14 protein-coding genes are annotated in these 19,119 nt (G+C 68.8%); 3 read left to right on the top strand and 11 right to left on the bottom strand.

Translation table 11 applies throughout. From position 1 onward, the window contains the following. Window positions 1-42: 42 nt before the first annotated feature. The 5 genes from ABYF38_RS00310 to uvrA all read right to left on the bottom strand — a co-directional run bounded on the left by ABYF38_RS00310 (window position 43) and on the right by uvrA (window position 8,172). A complete protein-coding gene (locus ABYF38_RS00310) occupies window positions 43-975 on the bottom strand; it encodes a gluconeogenesis factor YvcK family protein (protein ID WP_371152143.1) in 933 nt (310 codons plus the stop codon). Continuing rightward, a complete protein-coding gene (rapZ, locus tag ABYF38_RS00305) occupies window positions 975-1,922 on the bottom strand; it encodes an RNase adapter RapZ (RefSeq protein WP_371152142.1) in 948 nt (315 codons plus the stop codon). The genes ABYF38_RS00310 and rapZ overlap by 1 nt, the downstream gene beginning before the upstream one ends. 84 nt (window positions 1,923-2,006) lie before the next feature. Beyond that, window positions 2,007-3,218: a formate-dependent phosphoribosylglycinamide formyltransferase gene (gene purT, locus ABYF38_RS00300; protein WP_371152141.1), complete on the bottom strand. Its 1,212-nt coding sequence runs from the start codon at window positions 3,216-3,218 to the stop codon at window positions 2,007-2,009. A gap of 24 nt (window positions 3,219-3,242) precedes the next feature. Further along, window positions 3,243-5,324, bottom strand: a complete 2,082-nt coding sequence (gene uvrC / locus ABYF38_RS00295) for an excinuclease ABC subunit UvrC (RefSeq protein WP_371152140.1) — start codon at window positions 5,322-5,324, stop codon at window positions 3,243-3,245. Next, window positions 5,317-8,172 (bottom strand): excinuclease ABC subunit UvrA, encoded by a 2,856-nt coding sequence (gene uvrA, locus ABYF38_RS00290; RefSeq protein ID WP_371152139.1) that lies wholly within the window; start codon window positions 8,170-8,172, stop codon window positions 5,317-5,319. Before uvrA ends, uvrC begins: the two co-directional genes overlap by 8 nt. A 169-nt stretch (window positions 8,173-8,341) precedes the next feature. Between uvrA and ABYF38_RS00285 the strand changes: the two genes are divergently transcribed. Both ABYF38_RS00285 and ABYF38_RS00280 read left to right on the top strand, forming a co-directional pair. After that, window positions 8,342-8,635, top strand: a complete 294-nt coding sequence (locus ABYF38_RS00285) for a YciI family protein (RefSeq protein WP_371152138.1) — start codon at window positions 8,342-8,344, stop codon at window positions 8,633-8,635. 43 nt (window positions 8,636-8,678) lie between these two features. Then, a complete protein-coding gene (locus tag ABYF38_RS00280; protein ID WP_371152137.1) occupies window positions 8,679-9,602 on the top strand; it encodes a bile acid:sodium symporter family protein in 924 nt (307 codons plus the stop codon). A gap of 76 nt (window positions 9,603-9,678) precedes the next feature. Here ABYF38_RS00280 and ABYF38_RS00275 read toward each other — a convergent pair whose 3' ends face one another. The 6 genes from ABYF38_RS00275 to rpsA all read right to left on the bottom strand — a co-directional run bounded on the left by ABYF38_RS00275 (window position 9,679) and on the right by rpsA (window position 18,136). Continuing rightward, window positions 9,679-10,692, bottom strand: coding sequence for a TerC family protein (locus ABYF38_RS00275; protein ID WP_371152135.1), 1,014 nt, complete (start codon window positions 10,690-10,692; stop codon window positions 9,679-9,681). Window positions 10,693-11,001: 309 nt separating this feature from the next. Beyond that, on the bottom strand, window positions 11,002-13,095 hold the full coding sequence (uvrB, locus tag ABYF38_RS00270; protein WP_371152134.1) for an excinuclease ABC subunit UvrB: 2,094 nt from the start codon (window positions 13,093-13,095) through the stop codon (window positions 11,002-11,004). 126 nt (window positions 13,096-13,221) lie between these two features. Beyond that, window positions 13,222-15,000, bottom strand: coding sequence for an LPXTG cell wall anchor domain-containing protein (locus tag ABYF38_RS00265; RefSeq protein ID WP_371152133.1), 1,779 nt, complete (start codon window positions 14,998-15,000; stop codon window positions 13,222-13,224). Window positions 15,001-15,235: 235 nt separating this feature from the next. Next, the gene (gene coaE / locus ABYF38_RS00260; RefSeq protein WP_371152132.1) at window positions 15,236-15,850 is read right to left on the bottom strand and encodes a dephospho-CoA kinase; all 615 of its coding nucleotides are present in this window, start codon (window positions 15,848-15,850) and stop codon (window positions 15,236-15,238) included. Between the two features lie 64 nt (window positions 15,851-15,914). Then, window positions 15,915-16,529, bottom strand: coding sequence for a hypothetical protein (locus ABYF38_RS00255; RefSeq protein WP_371152131.1), 615 nt, complete (start codon window positions 16,527-16,529; stop codon window positions 15,915-15,917). 143 nt (window positions 16,530-16,672) lie between these two features. Then, complete coding sequence (rpsA, locus tag ABYF38_RS00250; protein WP_371152130.1) at window positions 16,673-18,136, bottom strand: 30S ribosomal protein S1; 1,464 nt, start codon at window positions 18,134-18,136, stop codon at window positions 16,673-16,675. 118 nt (window positions 18,137-18,254) lie between these two features. Between rpsA and ABYF38_RS00245 the strand changes: the two genes are divergently transcribed. Continuing rightward, complete coding sequence (locus ABYF38_RS00245; protein ID WP_371152129.1) at window positions 18,255-19,073, top strand: class I SAM-dependent methyltransferase; 819 nt, start codon at window positions 18,255-18,257, stop codon at window positions 19,071-19,073. Window positions 19,074-19,119 lie beyond the last annotated feature (46 nt).

Genomic DNA, 19,119 nt, shown 5'->3' with positions numbered 1-19,119 from the left:
AGCTGTTCCCTTCGAGCGATGAGGTACGGGACGCGACTCCAGCTAACTTACTACGCCGGCAAAGGCCTCGCGGAACGCAGTGGCGAGACGTAACTCATCATGCACGGCCTGCCCGGCGGTGCCCCGCACGGGCCTGTAGATGGCGCGCGCGCCCATCTGTTCCACGCGCGCGTCGAGCGCGGCAGAACGCACCGATGGGTCGCAGATGACCACGTCGATGCGCAGGTCCGGGCTGTGTTCCTCCAGCACCGCCAGGTGATCGGCCTGGCTGAGCCCGGCCGCCTCGCCGCTGCCCGCGGACAGGTTCATCACTACGGCGCGGCGGGCTGGGGTGGTCACCAGGGCGTCGTGCAGGTCGCTGACCATCAGGTGCGGCAGCACGGAGGTGAACCAGGAGCCGGGCCCCAGCACCACCCAGTCCGCCTCCCGGACGGCGCTCAGCACGCGCTCGTCCACGGGCGGGTCGGAGGGCTCCAGCCACACCTCCTCCACGTTCTGCGTCACCGCCACGCGGGCCTGCCCGCGCACCGCGCCCACGTCGCGCACCCGCGCCGCGATCTCCAGGGGCACGTTTGCCATCGGCATGACCCGGCCACGCGCGCCCACCAGGGCCCCGATCTGGTCGAGCGCGTCGATGGAGTCGGTGTGCAACTGCCACAGGCCGGTGATGATGAGGTTGCCGAGGGCGTGCCCGTTGAGCGGGCCGGCGGAGGCGAAGCGGTGCTGGAGCACGTTGGCCCACTCCCGTTCCCTGGGGGCCTGCGAGCAGAGCGCGGTGAGCGCCATCCGCAGGTCACCGGGCGGCAGGCAGCCGAACTCGCCGCGCAGCCGCCCGGAGGAGCCGCCGTCGTCAGCGACCGTGACGATAGCGGTGAGCTGGTCGCTGACGTGCGTCAGCGCGCGCAGGCTCGCCGCCAGGCCGTGGCCGCCCCCAAGGGCCACCACGCTGGGGCGAGCCGTCTCCGCGCCGGTCACTACTCGCGCCCGAGGTCGCGGTGCAGCACGGTGGTGGTGAAGCCCGCCTCGCGCAGCTTCTCCCCCAGGTACTCGGTCATCGCCACGGAGCGGTGCTTTCCTCCCGTGCAGCCCACCGCGATCGTCACGTAGGGCTTGAGCTCGCTCAGGTAGCCGGCCAGAACAGGCTCCAGCGCGGACAGGTAGCGGTCGGCGAACTTGGTGGCGCCCTCCAGCCCGAGCACGTAGTCGCGCACGGGCTGGTCCTTGCCGGTGAGGTGGCGCAGCTCCGTCACCCAGTACGGGTTGGCCAGGAAACGCATGTCTACCACGTGGTCGGCGTCCAGGGGCAGCCCGTACTTGAAGCCGAAGGAGACCACTGCGACCCGCAGCGGGGAGTCCTCTCCACCCACCACCTCGCGGATGCGGCGCGCTAGGTCGTGCACCGTGAGCGAGGTGGTGTTGATGACCACGTCCGCGCGGCGGCGCAGCGGTGCCAGCAGCTCGCGCTCGGCCTTGATCGCGTCGAGCATGCGGCCGTTGCCCTGCAAGGGGTGCGGGCGGCGGTTGTACTCGTAGCGCTTGACCAGTTCCTGGTCGTCGGCGTCCAGGAAGATGATGCGGTAGTGCGTCTCCTGCTGGCGCAGCTCGTCCAGCACCGCGACGAACTCGCTGAAGAACTCCCGGCTGCGCACGTCCACCACCACGGCCAGGCGGTGCACGCCGCCGGCGGCGGCGGTCATCATGCCGGCCATGGCGGTGATCATCCGCGGCGGCAGGTTGTCCACCACGTACCAGTCCAGGTCCTGCAGCGCCATGGAGGTGCGGGTGCGCCCGGCACCGGACATGCCGGTGATGATCAGCAGCTCGGGGCGCGGCGAGGTGGAGTGAGCCGCAATGCCTTCTGCGATCGCGATTCCCTCCGGGAGGGTCTGGGGGTCGGTGTCTTCCAGCTCGTTCTCACTCATGACACCAGTTTGCCATGCCGTGGGCTGGATCACTGCACGCGGTCGCCCTGTGGGCGCCCCGGGGTCGGTGCGCCGGCCCCGGCGTCAGCTCAGCTCGATGCCGATCCCGGCGGCGGTGCGGGCGACCAGCTCGCGGGCCTCCGCCACGCTGCCGGCGCGGGCCGCCACCACGCCGAGCCGGCGACCCGGGGTGGCAGTGGGCTTGCCGAACAGGCGCAGCTCCACGCGCGGATCGGCCACGGCGGCCTCGACGCCGGTGAAGGACGCCACGCCCTCCCCCGGAGACTTCAACACGGCCGAGGCCCCGGGGCTGACCAGAGAGGTGTCCACCGGCAGGCCAAGGATGGCGCGCGCGTGCAGCTCGAACTCGCTGAATCGCTGCGTGGCCAGGGTGACCAGGCCCGTGTCGTGCGGGCGCGGGGAGACCTCAGAGAAGATCACCTGCTCCCCCTTGACGAACAGTTCCACCCCGAACACGCCCCAGCCGCCCAGGGCGCCGGTGATCGCGGTGGCCACCTCCTTTGCCCGTTCCAGGGCAGCGTCGTTCATCGGGTGCGGCTGCCAGGACTCCACGTAGTCGCCGTCCACCTGCCGGTGGCCGATAGGCACGCACACGCTGGTGACCGTGCCACCGTCGGCGGCGCGGGAGCGGACCGTCAGGAGCGTGATCTCGTAGTCGAAGTCCACGAAGCCCTCCACGATGACGCGGCTGACCTCGCCGCGCCCGCCGGTGCGCGCCCCGCTCTGGGCGTACTCCCACGCCCCGGCCACATCCTGGGCCGTGCGGACCACGGACTGGCCCTTGCCGGAGGACGACATGACCGGCTTGATGACGGCGGGCAGCCCAACGGCCTCAACCGCCGCCTGCACCTCCTCCAGGCAGGAGGCAAAGCGATAGGCGGAGGTGGGCAGTCCCAGCTCCTCGGCCGCCAGGCGCCGGATGCCCTCGCGGTCCATGGTCAGCTGGGTGGTGCGGGCCGTGGGCACCACCCGCACCTCGCCAGCCGCCTCCAGCTCCGCCAGCGCTCCGGTGGCGATCGCCTCGATCTCGGGGACCACCACCTGCGCGCGCGAGGCCCGGATGGCCTCCTTCACCGCCACCGGGTCCAGCATGTCGATCACCATGGCGTTGTGGGCCACCTGCTGGGCCGGGGCGCCCTCGTAGCGGTCCACTGCCGTGACCTCCACGCCCAGGCGCGTCAACGCGATCGCCACCTCCTTGCCCAGCTCCCCGGAGCCCAACAGCAGGACTCGCGTGGCGGACTCAGACCAGGGGGTGCCAAGGGTGATGCTCATGGGCCCAAGCGTAGCGGCTCGCGATCAGGCCGAGTCGGCGTGCAGGGTGGCGAAGATGGCCTCCGCCAGGCGCGGCCCGACCCCCGGGGCCTCCTGCAGTTGCTCCACCGCCTGCTGCCGGATCGCGGCCACCGAACCGAAGTGGCGCAGCAGCGCGGCCTGCTTGGTCGGCCCCAGCCCGGGCACGGCGTCTAGGGCGGAGCGGGTCATGGACTTGGAGCGCTTCTTGCGGTGGGCGGTGATGGCGAAGCGGTGGGATTCGTCGCGCAACGCCTGCAGCAGGTGCAGCGCCGGGGCGGTGCGCGGGAAGACCACCGGGAAGTCCTCCCCGGGCACCCACACCTCCTCCAGACGCTTGGCCAGGCCCACCACGGCCACGTCCACCACGCCGAGTTCCTCCAGCACCGCAGCGGCGGCGTTCACCTGGGGCAGGCCGCCGTCGACCACCAGGAGGTCGGGGCGGTAGGCGAAGCGCCGCGGGCGCCCGGTGGCCGGGTCGATGGGCCCGGAGGCGAGCTGCTCGCCGTCCTCGTCCTCGCCGTCCTGCCCGTTGTCCTGCGCCAGCAGGCGCTTGAGGCGGCGGCGCAGCACCTCCGCCATCGCGGCCGTGTCGTCCCTGGCGCCCTGGCCGTCCTCTCCCCTGATGACGAACGAGCGGTAGTCGCTCTTGCGCGGCACGCCGTCCTCGAAGACCACCATCGAGGCCACCTGGTGGGTGCCCTGCGTGTGGGAGACGTCGAAGCACTCGATGCGCAGCGGGGCCTGGTCCAGGCCCAGGTATTCGCCCAGTTGGGAGAGGGCCTGCGCCCGTTGCGTCAGGTCGCCGGCCCGCTTGGCCCGGTGCAGCGCCAGGGACTGCACCGCGTTGGTGTGCACCCGCTGCGCCAGCTCCTTCTTCTCGCCCCGCTGCGGCACCCGCAGGCGCACCGCCGCACCGCGCAGCGCCCCCAGCCAGGACTTCAGCTCGGCGGCGTCCTCCGGCAGCACCGGTACTAGGATTTCGGCCGGAATCGCGGAGGCGGCATGGTGGGCGACGTCGTCCACCGACGTGCCTGCCCGCGTGGCGCCCCCCTTCTTTGCCTGTTCGCCGCGCGAGCGGCCCGAGGCGCTCATCTCCTTGGCGGCGGACTCCAGGGCGCTGGCCGCAGCGATCGCCAGCGCCGCCTCCTGCTCCTGGCCGTAGACCTGCTCCAGCAGCTTGGCGATCAGCTGGCCGTCGGTCAGCTCCTCCGCCAGCTCCACCACCCAGCCGCGCTGGCCCCGGATGCGCCCGCCGCGCACGTGGAACACCTGCACGGCGGCCTCCAGCTCGTCGCGGGCCAGGGCAAAGATGTCCGCGTCCGTGTCGTCGCTCAGCACCACCGCGTTTGCCTCCAGCACCCGCTCGATGGCCTTGAGCTGGTCGCGCAGGCGCGCGGCGGACTCGTAGTCCAGGCGGGCGGCGGCCTGGCGCATCTGCTCCTTCAGCTCCCGCACCACGCCACCGGTGCGCCCGGCCATGAAGGAACAGAACTCCTGCGCCAGCTGCCGGTGTTCGGCCACGCTCACCTTGCCGACGCAAGGGGCGGAGCACTTGTCGATGTAGCCCAGCAGGCACGGCTTGCCGGTGCGCTTGGCGCGGTCGAATACGCCCTTGGAGCACGAGCGCACCGGGAAGACCCGCAGCAGCGCGTCCATGGTTTCGCGGATGGCCCAGGCGTGCGCGTAGGGGCCAAAGTAGCGGGTGCCCTTGGAGCGCGCGCCGCGCGTGACCAGCACGCGCGGGTAGGTCTCCCCCATCGTCACCGCCAGGTAGGGGTAGGACTTGTCGTCCTTGAACATGACGTTGAAGCGCGGATCGAACTCCTTGATCCACGAGTACTCCAGCGCCAGCGCCTCCACCTCGGTGGCCACCACGGTCCACTCCACCGCGCACGCGGTGGTGACCATCTGCTGGGTGCGCTCGTGCAGCGCGGCGATGTCCTGGAAGTAGTTGGACAACCGCTGGCGCAGGTTCTTCGCCTTGCCGACGTAGATGACGCGCCGCTGCTCGTCCAGGAAGCGGTAGACGCCCGGGTCCGTGGGAATGGACCCGGGCGCGGGCCGGTACGTGGACGGGTCAGCCAACGCTGCGCCCGCGTGCCTCGAGCAGCTCGCGCAGGTAGCGGCCCGTGTGGGACTCCTCCACCGTGGCCACCTGCTCCGGCGTGCCCGTGCAAAGCACGCGCCCACCGCCGCTGCCGCCTTCCGGCCCCATGTCCACGATCCAGTCCGCGTTGGCGATCACGTCCAGGTTGTGCTCGATCACCAGCACCGTGTTGCCCTTGTCCACCAGGCCCTGCAGCACCCGCAGCAGCTTGGAGATGTCTTCCAGGTGCAGGCCCGTGGTGGGCTCGTCGAGCACGTAGATGGTGCGTCCGGTGGACCGCTTTTGCAGCTCGCTGGCCAGCTTGACGCGCTGCGCCTCGCCGCCGCTGAGCGTGGTGGCGCTCTGCCCCAGGCGCACGTAGCCCAGGCCCACGTCCACCAGGGTGTCTAGGTGACGGGCGATGGCGGGAACGGCGCGGAAGAACTCGGCCGCCTCCTCGATGGGCATGTTCAGAACGTCGGCCACCGTCTTGCCCTTGAAGTGCACCTCCAGGGTCTCGCGGTTGTAGCGCGAACCTTCGCACACCTCGCAGGGCACGTACACGTCCGGCAGGAAGTTCATCTCGATCTTCAGCGTGCCGTCGCCCTTGCAGGACTCGCAGCGCCCGCCCTTGACGTTGAAGCTGAACCGGCCGGGCTGGTAGCCGCGCACCTTGGCCTCCGGCGCGGAGGCGAAGAGCTTGCGGATGTGGTCCCACACGCCCGTGTAGGTGGCGGGGTTGGAGCGCGGGGTGCGGCCGATGGGCGACTGGTCCACGTGCACCACCTTGTCCAGGTGCTCCAGGCCCTCGACGCTCTTGTGCTTGCCGGCCACGATGCGCGCCCCGTTCAGCTTGGCGGCCAGCACCTGGTAGAGCACCCCGTTGACCAGGGAGGACTTGCCGGAGCCGGACACGCCCGTGACGGCCACGAGGTTGCCCAGCGGGAAGGAGACGGTGACGTTTTGCAGGTTGTTCTCCCGCGCCCCGACCACGGTGAGCTGGCGCGCCTTGTCCTGCTTGCGGCGCTCGGTGGGCACCACGATCTCCTTGCGGCCGGACAGGTAGGCGCCGGTGAGCGAGCGCTCGTTTGCCAGCAGGCCCTCCAGGGTGCCGGAGTGCACCACCTCGCCGCCGTGCTCGCCGGCGCCGGGGCCGATGTCCACCAGCCAGTCGGCGGTGCGGATGGTGTCCTCGTCGTGCTCCACCACGATCAGCGTGTTGCCGAGGTCGCGCAGGCGGGTCAGGGTGTCGATCAGGCGGCGGTTGTCGCGCTGGTGCAGGCCGATGGAGGGCTCGTCGAGCACGTAGAGCACGCCCACCAGGCCCGCGCCGATCTGGGTGGCCAGGCGGATGCGCTGCGCCTCGCCGCCAGAGAGCGTCCCGGCGGCCCGCGAGAGGGTGAGGTAGGTCAGGCCCACGTCCACCAGGAAGCCCAGGCGCGCGTCAATCTCGATGAGCACCTGCGCGGCGATCGCCCGCTCGCGCTGCCCCAGCTCGACGTTTTGCAGGTAGGCGCGGGCGTCGGCGATCGACAGCTCGGAGATCTCGGCGATGTTCAGCTCACCGATCCGCACGGCCAGTACCTCCGGGCGCAGCCGCGCCCCGTTGCAGGCCCCGCAGGGGATCTCCCGCATGAAGGACTCGTAGCGCTCGCGCTGCGAATCGGACTCCGTCTCCTGGTGCTTGCGCTCCACGAACGTGACGGCGCCCTCGAAGCCGCTGGTGATGGTGCGCTCGCGCCCCCACCGGTTGCGATACGTTTGGCGCACCGTGTAGTCGCGCCCGTAGAGCAGCATCTGCTTGGCGCTCTTGGAGAGCTTCTTCCAGGGCGTGTTGAGGTCGAATCCCTCCTGGCTGGCCACCACCTGCGCTTGGCGCAGGAAGTACTCCGGGTAGCCCACCCAGACGGCGATGGCGCCCTCGTTGACGGACAGGTCCGGGTTAGGCACCACCAGTTCCGGGTCCACCTCGAGGCGCGAACCGATGCCGCTGCACTCCGGGCAGGCGCCGTAGGGGGCGTTGAATGAGAAGGTGCGCGGCTCGATCTCGTCGAGGGCGAGCGGGTGGTCGTTGGGGCAGGCGCGCTTCTCGCTGAAACGGCGCCGCCGCTCGGGGTCGTCGTCCTCGCGGTCCACGTAGTCCACCACTACCAGGCCGTCGGCCAGGCGCAGGGCGGCCTCCACGGAGTCGGTGAGGCGTTGGCGCAGCCCGTCGCGAATCTTGAGGCGGTCTATCACCACGTCGATGTCGTGCTTGAGCTTCTTCTCCAGCGTGGGCGGCTCCTCCAGGCGCACCGCAGCGCCGTCCACGATTGCGCGCGAGTATCCCTGGGCCCGCAGGTCGGCAAAGAGCTCGCCGTACTCTCCCTTGCGGCCGCGCACCACGGGCGCGAGCAGCTGCAGGCGGGTGCCCTCCGGTTGCTCAAGCACGCGGTCGACGATCTGCTGCGCGCTCTGCGCGGTGATCTTCTCGCCGCACTCGGGGCAGTGGGCGGTGCCGGCGCGGGCGAACAGGAGGCGCAGGTAGTCGTGCACCTCGGTGATCGTGCCGACGGTGGAGCGCGGGTTGCGGGAGGTGGACTTCTGGTCGATCGAGACGGCCGGGGACAGGCCCTCGATGAAGTCCACGTCAGGCTTGTCCATGCGGCCCAGGAACTGGCGGGCGTAGGAGGAGAGCGATTCGACGTAGCGCCGCTGCCCCTCCGCGAAGATCGTGTCGAATGCGAGGGATGACTTGCCCGAGCCCGACAGCCCCGAGAACACGATCATCGCGTTGCGGGGCAGCTCGAGGTCAACGCCCTTGAGGTTGTGTTCGCGCGCGCCGCGCACCACCAGTTTGTCTTGCACCTTGCCAGTCTACGTTCGCCCTGTTACTCGCACAAACGTTCGAATGGGTGAGGTGGTGGCGGCTGGGGTTCGGTTGGGCGACGCCCCGCCTGCCGCAGCGATGCACCGCCCGCCCGGAGTCGAGCCGCACTAAGCTAGACGCGTCCGCGCAAGAGCGAGAGGAACGACGATGGCGTTTGTGGCAGTTGAGTACGTGTACGACCCGGCCCTGGCCGAGGAGATGGCGCAGGTGCGCCCGGCGCACCGCGAGTTCCTGGCCTCGCTGTTCGAGCAGGGCAAGCTGGTGGCCTCCGGCCCGTTCACCGAGGCAGACGCGCCCGGTGCGTTGATTCTGCTCGCGGTGGAGGACGTCGCGGCGGGGCTGGAGCTCCTGGAGGCTGACCCGTTCTTCCAGGCGAACCTGATCGCGGGTCGCAGCGCGCGGGCCTGGAACCCGGTGATCGGCGAGTTCGCCGGCCGCTAGATTGGCTTCGCTCCGGCGCCGGCGGTTCTGGCCCGATCCTTTCGTGGTCGGGATAGTCGGTGCACTGTTTGCCGGCCTGTTCCTGCCGGCGCCGCCGGGCGCCCAGGCCCCCCTGGGGGTGGTGCGCACCGGGGCGGTGGTGGTGCTTTTCTTCCTCTACGGTGCCCGCCTGCGCGGCCGCGAGGTGTGGTCAGGGGTGCGGAACTGGCGCCTGCAGCTGCTCACCCCGGTGGTGACCTTCGTGATCTACCCGCTGGTGGGCCTGGCGGTTTCCGCCGCGCTGGAGCCATGGCTGGGCGTCTTCTCCTTCGGGGTGCTCTTTACCGCGCTGCTGCCCTCCACGGTGCAGACCTCGATCACGCTGACCTCCATCGCGCGCGGCAACGTGGCTGGCGCGGTGGTGGCGGCCACCGTCTCCAACCTGGCGGGGGTGTTCCTCACCCCGGTGCTGGTGATGATCTACCTGGGCGGTGAGGTGGGCATAGGTTTTGCCCAGTTCGGCAAGGTGGCAGCCCAGATCCTGCTGCCCTTCGTGGTGGGCCAGGTGGTCGGGCGCTGGATCGGGAACTGGTTGCGGGCCAGGCCGCGCCTGACGCGCGCTTGGGACCAATCCACGCTGGTGCTGATCGTCTACATTTCGGTGGGCCAGGCCACCACGGCCGGCGCGTGGGAGTCGGTGAGCGCCCCGATGCTCGCCGCCCTGCTGGTCTCCTGCCTCCTGCTGCTGGCGCCGGTGCTGGCGCTGACGTGGTGGGGCGGAGCGGCTTTGCGGCTGGATCGCCCAGACCGGATCGCCTTCCTCATGTGCGGCTCGGTGAAGGCACTGACCTCGGGGCTGCCCATGGCGGCGGTGTTGTTCCCGCCCGAGCTGTTGGCGGCTGCGACGATCCCGGTGGTGCTGTTCCACCAGGTGCAGCTCGTCGTGAAGTCCGTGCTGGCCCAGCGCCTGGCTGCCCGCAGCGGCTAGCGGCCTGTCCAGCGCAATCGGGTGGGGTGGCAGCGTTTTCTTCGCTGCCACCCCACCCGATGTGGACCGCCTAAAGCTACTTCGAGGCGAGCTGCTTTCGCTTGTCCATCCCGGACTTCACCATCGAGGCGATCACGGTGACGGTCAGGATGCAGACGATGACCCCCAGGGAGAACATCGTGGAGGGCTCCGGCAGCAGGTGGACGGGCTGGCCGCCGTTGATGAACGGGACCTCGTTCTCGTGCAGCGCGTGCAGCAGCAGCTTGGCGCCGATGAAGCCCAGGATGGCGGCCAGGCCGTAGTGCAGGTAGACCAGGCGGTCCAGCAGGCCGTCGATGAGGAAGTAGAGCTGGCGCAGGCCGAGCAGGGAGAAGGCGTTGGCGGCGAACACCAGGAAGGGCTCGCGCGTCACGGAGAAGATGGCCGGGATAGAGTCCACGGCGAACATGACGTCCGCGGTGCCCACGGCGATGATGCACAGCAGCAGCGGGGTGATCGCGGTCTTGCCGGCGTGGCGGTGAATCAGCTTGCCGCCCACGAAACCGTCCGTCATCGGCACCACGCGCGCCACGAGCTTCACGAAGCCGGTGGGCTTGTACTCCTCGTCCTCGACCGCGTGTTCCTTGTCCCCGGTGGCTCCCTCCAGGGCCTGCTGCACAGCCACCCACAGGAGCCAGGCACCGAACAGGTAGAACACCCACGCCCAGTGCTCGATCATCGCGGTACCGGCCAGGATGAAGATCAGGCGCAGCACCAGGGCGAAGACGATGCCCACCAGCAGCACCTCCTGCTGGTAGGCGCGGGGCACTCTGAAGGCACTGAGGATGATGACGAACACGAAGAGGTTGTCGATGCTCAACGCCTTCTCGGTGACGTAACCGGCGAAGTACTGCCCGGTGTACTCACCACCCCAGAAGTACCAGACGATCGCACCGAACACGATGGCCATCGCCACGTAGGCGGCCGACCAGATCGCCGCCTCCTTCAAGGTGGGCTCGTGCGGGGTGCGCACGTGGCCCACGATGTCCACCACGATCATGGCGAGGATGATGCCGGTCAGGCCAAGCCAACCAAGCAGATGTACGTCCATATGTATGACTCTCCAATGTCTCATTGGAGGTCTCTTCCCGCCTTGGAGGCCTGGGACGCCGAGCGCGCTTCGCCGTGATGACGACGCCCCTGTTGATGGGAGTACTCCCCTCCGCAGCCTCCAAAAATACCGGCCCGGGCCCCCACCGCGCTAACCGGCCGCTCAGGACAATGCTCACAGGGGCGCCGGTCAGCGCCTGCGGGCGGTGGGAGGCCAACGTCGGCCCACTAGACCGACCAGTAATCGCCTCCGGGCGGTGGGAGGCCAACGTCGGCCCCCTAAACCGGCCGGCTCGCGGCCCGCCTGCGGCTAGCCCACCGCCTTGAGGGTGCGCAGCTCCTTCTTCAGGTCGGCCACCTCGTCGCGCAGCCTGGCCGCCACCTCGAACTGCAGGTCCTCCGCGGCGGCGTGCATCTGCGCGGTCAGCTCCTCGATCAGCCCGGCCAGGTCGTCCACCGCCACGCCGGCAAGCCGCTCCCGCACCGTGACCGTGGCGTCCTTGCGCTCGCGCTTGGAGGGTCCCTGCCCCGCGCCCCGGTAGCCGCCGGCCAGCAGCTCGGCGGTGTCCACGTCCTCGCGGGCCAGCATGTCGGTGACGTCGGCGATCTTCTTGCGCAGCGGCTGCGGGTCGATCCCGTGCGCCTTGTTGTAGGCGATCTGCTTCTCCCGCCTGCGCTCGGTCTCGTCGATCGCGGCCGCCATCGCCGGGGACACGCTGTCCGCGTACATGATGACCTCACCGCTGACGTTGCGGGCGGCGCGGCCGATGGTCTGGATCAGCGACTTGGCCGAGCGCAGGAAGCCCTGCTTGTCCGCGTCCAGGATCGCCACCAGGGAGACCTCGGGCAGGTCCAGGCCCTCGCGCAGCAGGTTGATGCCCACCAGCACGTCGAAGGTGCCCAGCCGCAGCTCGCGCAGCAGCTCCACGCGCCGCAGCGTGTCCACGTCCGAGTGCAGGTACTCCACGCGCACGCCGCGCTCGGCGAAGTACGTGGTGAGGTCCTCCGCCATCTTCTTCGTCAGGGTGGTGACCAGGACGCGCTCGCCACGCTCGGTGCGGGCGCGGATCTCCCCCAACAGGTCGTCGATCTGCCCCTGGGTGGGCTTGACCACCACCTTCGGGTCCAGCAGGCCAGTGGGGCGGATGATCTGCTCCACCACCCCGTCGCTGCGCTCCAGCTCGTACTCGCCCGGCGTGGCGGAGAGGTAGACGGTCTGGCCTATCCGCTCCAGGAACTCCCCCCATTTCAGCGGCCGGTTGTCGAGCGCGGAGGGCAGGCGGAAGCCGTGCTCCACCAGGGTGCGCTTGCGGGAGGCGTCGCCCTCGTACATCGCGCCAATCTGCGGCACCGTCACGTGGGACTCGTCGATGACCAGCAGGAAGTCCTCCGGGAAGTAGTCCAGCAGCGTGTTCGGGGCGCTGCCGCGCTCGCGCCCGTCGATGTGGAGCGAGTAGTTCTCGATGCCGGAGCAGGTGCCCACCTGCCGCATCATTTCGAGGTCGAAGGTGGTGCGCATGCGCAGACGCTGGGCCTCCAGCAGCTTGCCCGCCTTCTCGAACTCCGCCACCCGCGCCTCCATCTCCGCCTCGATGGAGGAAATCGCGCGGGCCATGCGCTCCGGGCCGGCCACGTAGTGGGAGGCGGGAAACAGGAAGACCTGCTCTTCTTGCCGAATCACGTCCCCGGTGAGCGGGTGCAAGGTGGCCAGCGCCTCGATCTCGTCACCGAACATCTCGATGCGCACCGCGTTTTCCTCATACACGGGAATGACGTCGATGGTGTCTCCCCGCACCCGGAAGGTGCCGCGCTGGAAGTCCATGTCGTTGCGGTTGTACTGGATGTCCACCAGGCGCCGCAGCAACTCCTCGCGCGTGAGCTCCATGCCCACCTCGAGCGGGATCATGCGGTCCACGTACTCCTGGGGGGTGCCCAGGCCGTAGATGCAGGAGACAGAGGCGACCACCACCACGTCTCGGCGCGTCAGGAGCGAGTTGGTGGCCGAGTGGCGCAGCCGCTCGACCTCGTCGTTGATGGACGAGTCCTTCTCGATGAAGGTGTCCGTCTGGGGCACGTAGGCCTCGGGCTGGTAGTAGTCGTAGTAGCTGACGAAGTATTCCACCGCGTTGTTCGGCAGCAGTTCGCGCAGTTCGGCAGCCAGCTGGGCGGCCAGCGTCTTGTTGGGTGCCAGCACCAGGGCGGGACGGCCCAGTTTCTCGATCAGCCAGGCGGTGGTGGCGCTCTTGCCGGTACCGGTGGCGCCCAGGAGCACGACGTCGCTCTCCCCCGCGTTGATTCGCTCGGCCAGTTCCTTGATTGCCTGGGGCTGGTCACCGGCCGGCTGGAACTCTGAGATGACCTGGAATGGGGCGACGGAGCGAACGAGGTCGGTTACGGGGCGCATGGCGACAAGACTACGTGGGTGGCCGACGTCCCGCCCGCCGCGCCTTTGCCGAGACGCGTTTGGGGGTGGGAAGCCTGTTGGCTTCCCACCCCCAAACTCACGCCTTGGAAGCGAGCTTTCCGCTTATCAGCGCTCGTTGCGGCGGCGAGAAATCGCCATCGTGGCGCCGGCACCAAGAAGCACGGCGAGGGTCAGGACGATCATGCCCTGGTCGAAACCGGTCTTGGCGAGCGTCTTGCCCTTGCCCTTGGCCGGGGTGCTGGGCTGGGCGCTGGCCTGCTGGGTGGCGGCGACGGTGGGCTTGACGGTGGGCTGGTCCGTGGCGGCCTGGCTCGGGCCCTGCGCACCGGCCGAGGAGTTGTCGCCCGGGGCCTCGGTGCCATTTCCGCCCGGCTGGCCGGAGACGGACGGGTTCGGGGTGGCGGACTCAGAGGGAGCCGCAGTCGCGGACTCGGAGGGAGCCGCGGTGGCGGACTCGGAGGGCGCCGGGGTGGCGGACTCGGAGGGCGCCGGGGTGGCGGACTCAGAAGGCGCCGGGGTGGCGGACTCAGAGGGCGCCGGGGTGGGGGTGCAGTTCAGCGTGGCCGGGTCCACCAGGGTCAGCTCCTTGGCGTCGCCCAGCTTGATGAAGCGGTCGGACTGACCGGCGGTCAGGGCCAGGGCGGTGTCGTACAGCGAGGGCTGGTAGGCCTGCTCGGCGTCGAACCAGTAGGCCTGCACGCTGATCGGCTTGGTGTAGTCGAACACGAAGGAGGGGTAGGCAGCCTTAATGTCAGCGGCGCTGAGCTTGCCCTCGGTCCACAGCTTCTGACGCAGCTCCTGCTTCAGGGAGATGGACTTGCCGTCGTGAGTGGCAACGAAACGGTAGTTGGCGTGCTTCTGGGCCACGTCAACGGTCATCACGTTGTCAATGACCTGACCGGCCTCACACTTCGCGGCAGCCAGCTCGAAAGTCGGCGCGGCCGGAGCCGTAGCAATCAACGGCGTGCAGTTCAGCGTGGCCGGGTCCACCAGGGTCAGCTCCTTGGCGTCGCCCAGCTTGATGAAGCGGTCGGACTGACCGGCGGTCAGGGCCAGGGCGGTGTCGTACAGCGAGGGCTGGTAGGCCTGCTCGGCGTCGAACCAGTAGGCCTGCACGCTGATCGGCTTGGTGTAGTCGAACACGAAGGAGGGGTAGGCAGCCTTAATGTCAGCGGCGCTGAGCTTGCCCTCGGTCCACAGCTTCTGACGCAGCTCCTGCTTCAGGGAGATGGACTTGCCGTCGTGAGTGGCAACGAAACGGTAGTTGGCGTGCTTCTGGGCCACGTCAACGGTCATCACGTTGTCAATGACCTGACCGGCCTCACACTTCGCGGCAGCCAGCTCGAAAGTCGGCGCGGCCGGAGCCGTAGCAATCAACGGCGTGCAGTTCAGCTTGGCCGGGTTTACTAGGGTAAAGGGGTTCGACGCCCCCAGAAGCGTAGCGTTGGTTAGATCGGGGCCGTACTCGAGGTCTACGGTGGTCCTGCGAGACTGCGGGTACTTGTACGGAGCTGCCTTGTTGTTGAACCAGTAGGCCTTCACCGTCACCTCCTTCCCGTAACCCAGCGAGGCGTTGCCTCCAAGCAAGGTGGCTATGTCCACCTCGTTACCAGCCAGCACAACGGCACGTTCAGGGCCACTCAGTTGCTTGACCGGGAGGTTGCGGCCCTTTACTTCGATCACGAAGCGGTACTGCTTCTTGTAGGCCTCGTCGGTGTTAAACCCGTCCACGCGCACCCTATTCGTCTTGTTCTCGCACGTTGCGGGGGTCAGCGTCACCACGGGGGTCTTCGGCTCCACCGGACCGCTGTCCGCAGATGCGGTGGCGTGAACGGTGATCGCGAGAGCACAGGCGGCAAGCGCCGCCCCGAGCTTCCTCAGCATGAAGGCATTCCTTTCGTAGCCCGGCATTTCTGCCACTTCTCGCCACCGTCAACGCGAATCAACCGCATTTCCGGAGGCTGCCTGGCGCAATCTTGGCACGTAATGGTGAACAAGTGTGAAACGTGTAGTGACGAAGTACGCCACATTTCGGGCTGTGGATACCGCCTGCACAGCCCGATCGTTGTGATAATGCCGATCCGGGCGCGCAAGCCAGCGCTTGGTGACTGCTCGGGGCCTAGTTTGCGCCCCTACTCGTGTCCCGACGCAAGCGGGCCGCATCCGCCCACTGTTCAAAATGTGGACGCAGATTGGTGGCAAGCTGCTCCACGCTGGCGTCGTTGACCAGAACCACGTCGGCGATCGCCCGGCGCTCCTCGTCGCTCGCCTGCGCTTCGATCCGCGCCAGGGCGTCTTGGGCGCTCATTCCCCGCCCCGCCAGGCGTCGCAGCCGCAGCGGCAGCGGCGTCTCCACCACCAAGACCACGTCGTAGTCCTTCTCCGCGCGCAACTCGGTTAACAGCGGGATGTCGTAGACCACCACGGAGCCGGGCGGCGCGGCCGCGAAGGCACGCCCGGCGGCGGCCTGAATCGCGGGGTGCATGACGTCTTCAAGGGCCGCGCGGGCAACGTCGTCCGAGAAAACTATCCGGGCCAGGGCGGCGCGGTCTAACTCGCCGGTCGTGCTGAGGACCTCCGGGCCAAACAACGAAACGATCGCCTCCAGGGCGTCGCTGCCCGGGGCGACCACCTGCCGGGCCAGTTCGTCTGCGGAGACCACGACGGCGCCAGCGTCGGCGCAAATCGCTGCGACGGTGGACTTGCCCGCGCCTATTCCGCCGGTTAGTCCCACTAGGAAGATCCTGCTGCGGTGCTCAGGGGTGAGACCGCCGGTATCTCCTGCGCTCCCGGCCACGTCAACCCCACCATTCCTCGTGCTGGCAAAGGGCCGCAACTACGCTGATCACAGTTGGCGCATCCACCTTGTCCAGCGGCGGTATGTGCACGAACAGCGTGGCGCCCTCCCCGCGCTCAATGGCCTCCTGCGTGATCACGGCGAGCGCGGCGTTGCACAGGTAGCGGCCCGCGTCGTCGGACCGGCGCACCGGCAGCGGGCCGCCCTCCCGGTCCTCTCCGCTCAAGGCCGTCACCGCCGCATCCACGTCGAAACGCGATGACCATTCGGCTTGTGCGCCAGGGATCACCTCCGCGGTCTGCGGGAGCTGCCCGTCCACGTCCACGCTGTCCGCCGCCAGCTCGTTAAAGGCGCGCGCCTCCAGCGTCATCTGGCTCTCCGAGCTGTCGACGCCCAGGCAGACCGTGAGTGCGGGCCGTTGCTGGGCCAGCAGCTCGCGCAGCAACGGCAGCGTGCGACGGTAGGAGACGGGCAGCTGGGCGAACACCACCGGGCGCTGCACGCCCAGCAGATCGGGGTCCTCGGAGAGAAGCTGCACCACCTGGCCGGAGGGGTTTACCTCCACGCCGGGGAAAGGCCCGTAGCCCGTGATCAGGATCGGGGAAGAATCTTGCATGTCCCCAAGAGTAGTGCCCGGTGCTACGCCAGGCGCCCGCAACGGTACGGGGCGGCCCCACCCGCCGGCAGCGCGCCGCGATCGCGAGACGCAAAAGCAGGGAGGGCGCCCCGCAGGACGCCCTCCCCGTTGTTGAACCGGGATCAGTTACCGGTCAGCTTCTCGCGCAGAGCAGCCAGGGCCTCGTCGGAAGCCAGGGTGCCAGCGGACTCCTCGGTGGAGGAGGAGTAGGAAGCCGGAACCTCGGCCTCGGCGGCGGCAGCCGCACCGGCCTCCTCGGCAGCGGCCTGAGCGGCCTCAACCTGAGCCTTGTGGGCCTCCCAGCGGGCGTGGGCCTCAGCGTACTGCTGCTCCCAGGCCTCACGCTGCTTCTCGAAGCCGGGCAGCCACTCGTTGGACTCCGGGTCGAAGCCCTCCGGGTACTTGTAGTTGCCCTGCTCGTCGTACTCGGCGGCCATGCCGTAGAGGGACGGGTCGAACTCCTCGGAGGCGACGTCCAGGCCCTCGTTGGCCTGCTTCAGGGACAGGGAGATGCGGCGACGCTCCAGGTCGATGTCGATGACCTTGACGAAGACCTCCTCGCCCACCTTGGCGACCTGCTCGGGCACCTCGACGTGGCGGATGGCCAGCTCGGAGATGTGCACCAGGCCCTCGATGCCGTCCTCGACGCGCACGAACGCACCGAACGGAACCAGCTTGGTGACCTTGCCGGGCACAACCTGGCCGATGGCGTGGGTGCGGGCGAAGGCCTGCCACGGGTCTTCCTGGGTGGCCTTGAGGGACAGGGAGACACGCTCGCGGTCCATGTCCACGTCCAGCACCTCGACGGTGACCTCCTGGCCGACCTCGACGATCTCGTTCGGGTGGTCGATGTGCTTCCAGGACAGCTCGGAGACGTGGACCAGGCCGTCTACGCCGCCCAGGTCCACGAACGCACCGAAGTTGACGATGGAGGAGACCACACCGGAGCGGACCTGGCCCTTCTTGAGGGTCTGCAGGAAGTGGGAGCGGACCTCGGACTGGGTCTGCTCCAGCCAGGCGCGGCGGGAGAGCACAACGTTGTTGCGGTTCTTGTCCAGCTCGATGATCTTGGCCTCGAGCTCCATGCCGACGTAGGGCTGCAGGTCGCGGACGCGACGCATCTCCACCAGGGAGGCGGGCAGGAAGCCGCGCAGACCGATGTCGATGATCAGACCGCCCTTGACGACCTCGATCACGGAACCGGTGACAACGCCGTCCTCTTCCTTGATCTTCTCGATGGTGCCCCAGGCGCGCTCGTACTGGGCGCGCTTCTTGGACAGGAGCAGACGACCTTCCTTGTCCTCCTTCTGGAGAACGAAGGCCTCAACCTCGTCGCCGACGGCGACCACGTCAGAGGGGTCAACGTCGTTCTTGATGGACAGCTCGCGAGAGAGGATTACGCCCTCAGTCTTGTAGCCGATGTCGAGGAGAACCTCGTCGCGGTCGACCTTGACGATCGTGCCGGTGACGATGTCGCCGTCGTTGAAGTACTTGATGGTGCCATCGATGGCAGCGAGGAGGTCCTCAGCCGAGCCGATGTCGTTAATAGCGACCTGCGGGGCCGACGAGGGGGTAGAGGTGGTCAAGAGAACTCCGATGGATTTGGATAGTGATTGCAAATGGATGTGCGGGCGCAAGTTGCGCCTACACGATCGGCAAGGCTAACAGAAAGCGCTTGTTTTCGCCAGATGCGATACTCGGGCCATGAATGGCGACTATGAATCCATCGTTGGCGGCTACCGCGAGCTCTCGGAGGCAGAGCAGTCCGCCTCCGTCGAGGCCACCGCGCGGTGGTGGGACGGCGAAGCGGAGGAATACTACCGCGATCACGGCGCGACCCTGGGGGACGCCGAGCTGCACTGGTGCCCGGAGGGGCTGCGCGAGTCCCAGGCGCGCCTACTCGGGGACGTGGCCGGGCGCGACGTGGTGGAGTTCGGTGCCGGGGCCGCGCAGGGCTCGCGCTACCTGCACGGACTGGGCGCGCGCGTGACTGCCACCGACATCTCCAGCGGGATGCTGGCCCAGGCCCGCGCTTTGAACCGGGCCGCCGGGATCGACTTCCCGCTGCTGGTGGCCGACGCCCGCTGCATTCCCCTGCCCGATGCGTGCGCGGACGTCTGCTTCACCGCCCACGGCGGGATCGCCTTCGTGCCGGACCCGGTGCGCATCCACGCAGAGGCCGCCCGCCTGCTGCGCCCGGGAGGCCTGTGGGTGTGCTCGCTGCCGCACCCGGTGCGCTGGATGTTCCCGGACGTGCCCACGCAGGCCGGCCTGACCGTGACCCGCTCCTACTTCTCTAACGCGCCCTACGTGGAGCGCACCGAGTCCGGCCGCATCGTCTACGCCGAGTACCACCGCACGCTCAGCCAGCACGTGGCCGACGTCCTGTCGGCCGGATTGGTCATCGAGGCCATCGACGAACCGACCTGGCAGGCAGGGGACCTGGAGTGGAACGGCTGGTCCCGCCTGCGCGGGGAGCTCATGCCGGGCACGCTCATCATTACCGCGCGCAAGCCGGCTTAGGCGGCACGCAAGCAGACGGGGCGGGGAGCTTGGAAAGCTCCCCGCC

This window comes from Buchananella sp. 14KM1171 (assembly GCF_041380365.1).
Taxonomy (GTDB): Bacteria; Actinomycetota; Actinomycetes; order Actinomycetales; family Actinomycetaceae; genus Buchananella; species Buchananella felis.
The sequence above is the reverse complement of the archived record's forward strand: the minus strand, read 5'-3'. Positions and strand labels throughout refer to the sequence as shown.

Coding starts and splice junctions, on each gene's coding strand:
- rapZ (WP_371152142.1), bottom strand. CDS start 1,922: ATGAGTGAGAACGAGCTGGAAGACACCGACCCCCAGACCCTCCCGGAG.
- ABYF38_RS00255 (WP_371152131.1), bottom strand. CDS start 16,529: ATGCAAGATTCTTCCCCGATCCTGATCACGGGCTACGGGCCTTTCCCC.
- ABYF38_RS00275 (WP_371152135.1), bottom strand. CDS start 10,692: ATGGACGTACATCTGCTTGGTTGGCTTGGCCTGACCGGCATCATCCTC.
- uvrB (WP_371152134.1), bottom strand. CDS start 13,095: ATGCGCCCCGTAACCGACCTCGTTCGCTCCGTCGCCCCATTCCAGGTC.
- ABYF38_RS00265 (WP_371152133.1), bottom strand. CDS start 15,000: ATGCTGAGGAAGCTCGGGGCGGCGCTTGCCGCCTGTGCTCTCGCGATC.
- ABYF38_RS00285 (WP_371152138.1), top strand. CDS start 8,342: ATGGCGTTTGTGGCAGTTGAGTACGTGTACGACCCGGCCCTGGCCGAG.
- ABYF38_RS00245 (WP_371152129.1), top strand. CDS start 18,255: ATGAATGGCGACTATGAATCCATCGTTGGCGGCTACCGCGAGCTCTCG.
- purT (WP_371152141.1), bottom strand. CDS start 3,218: ATGAGCATCACCCTTGGCACCCCCTGGTCTGAGTCCGCCACGCGAGTC.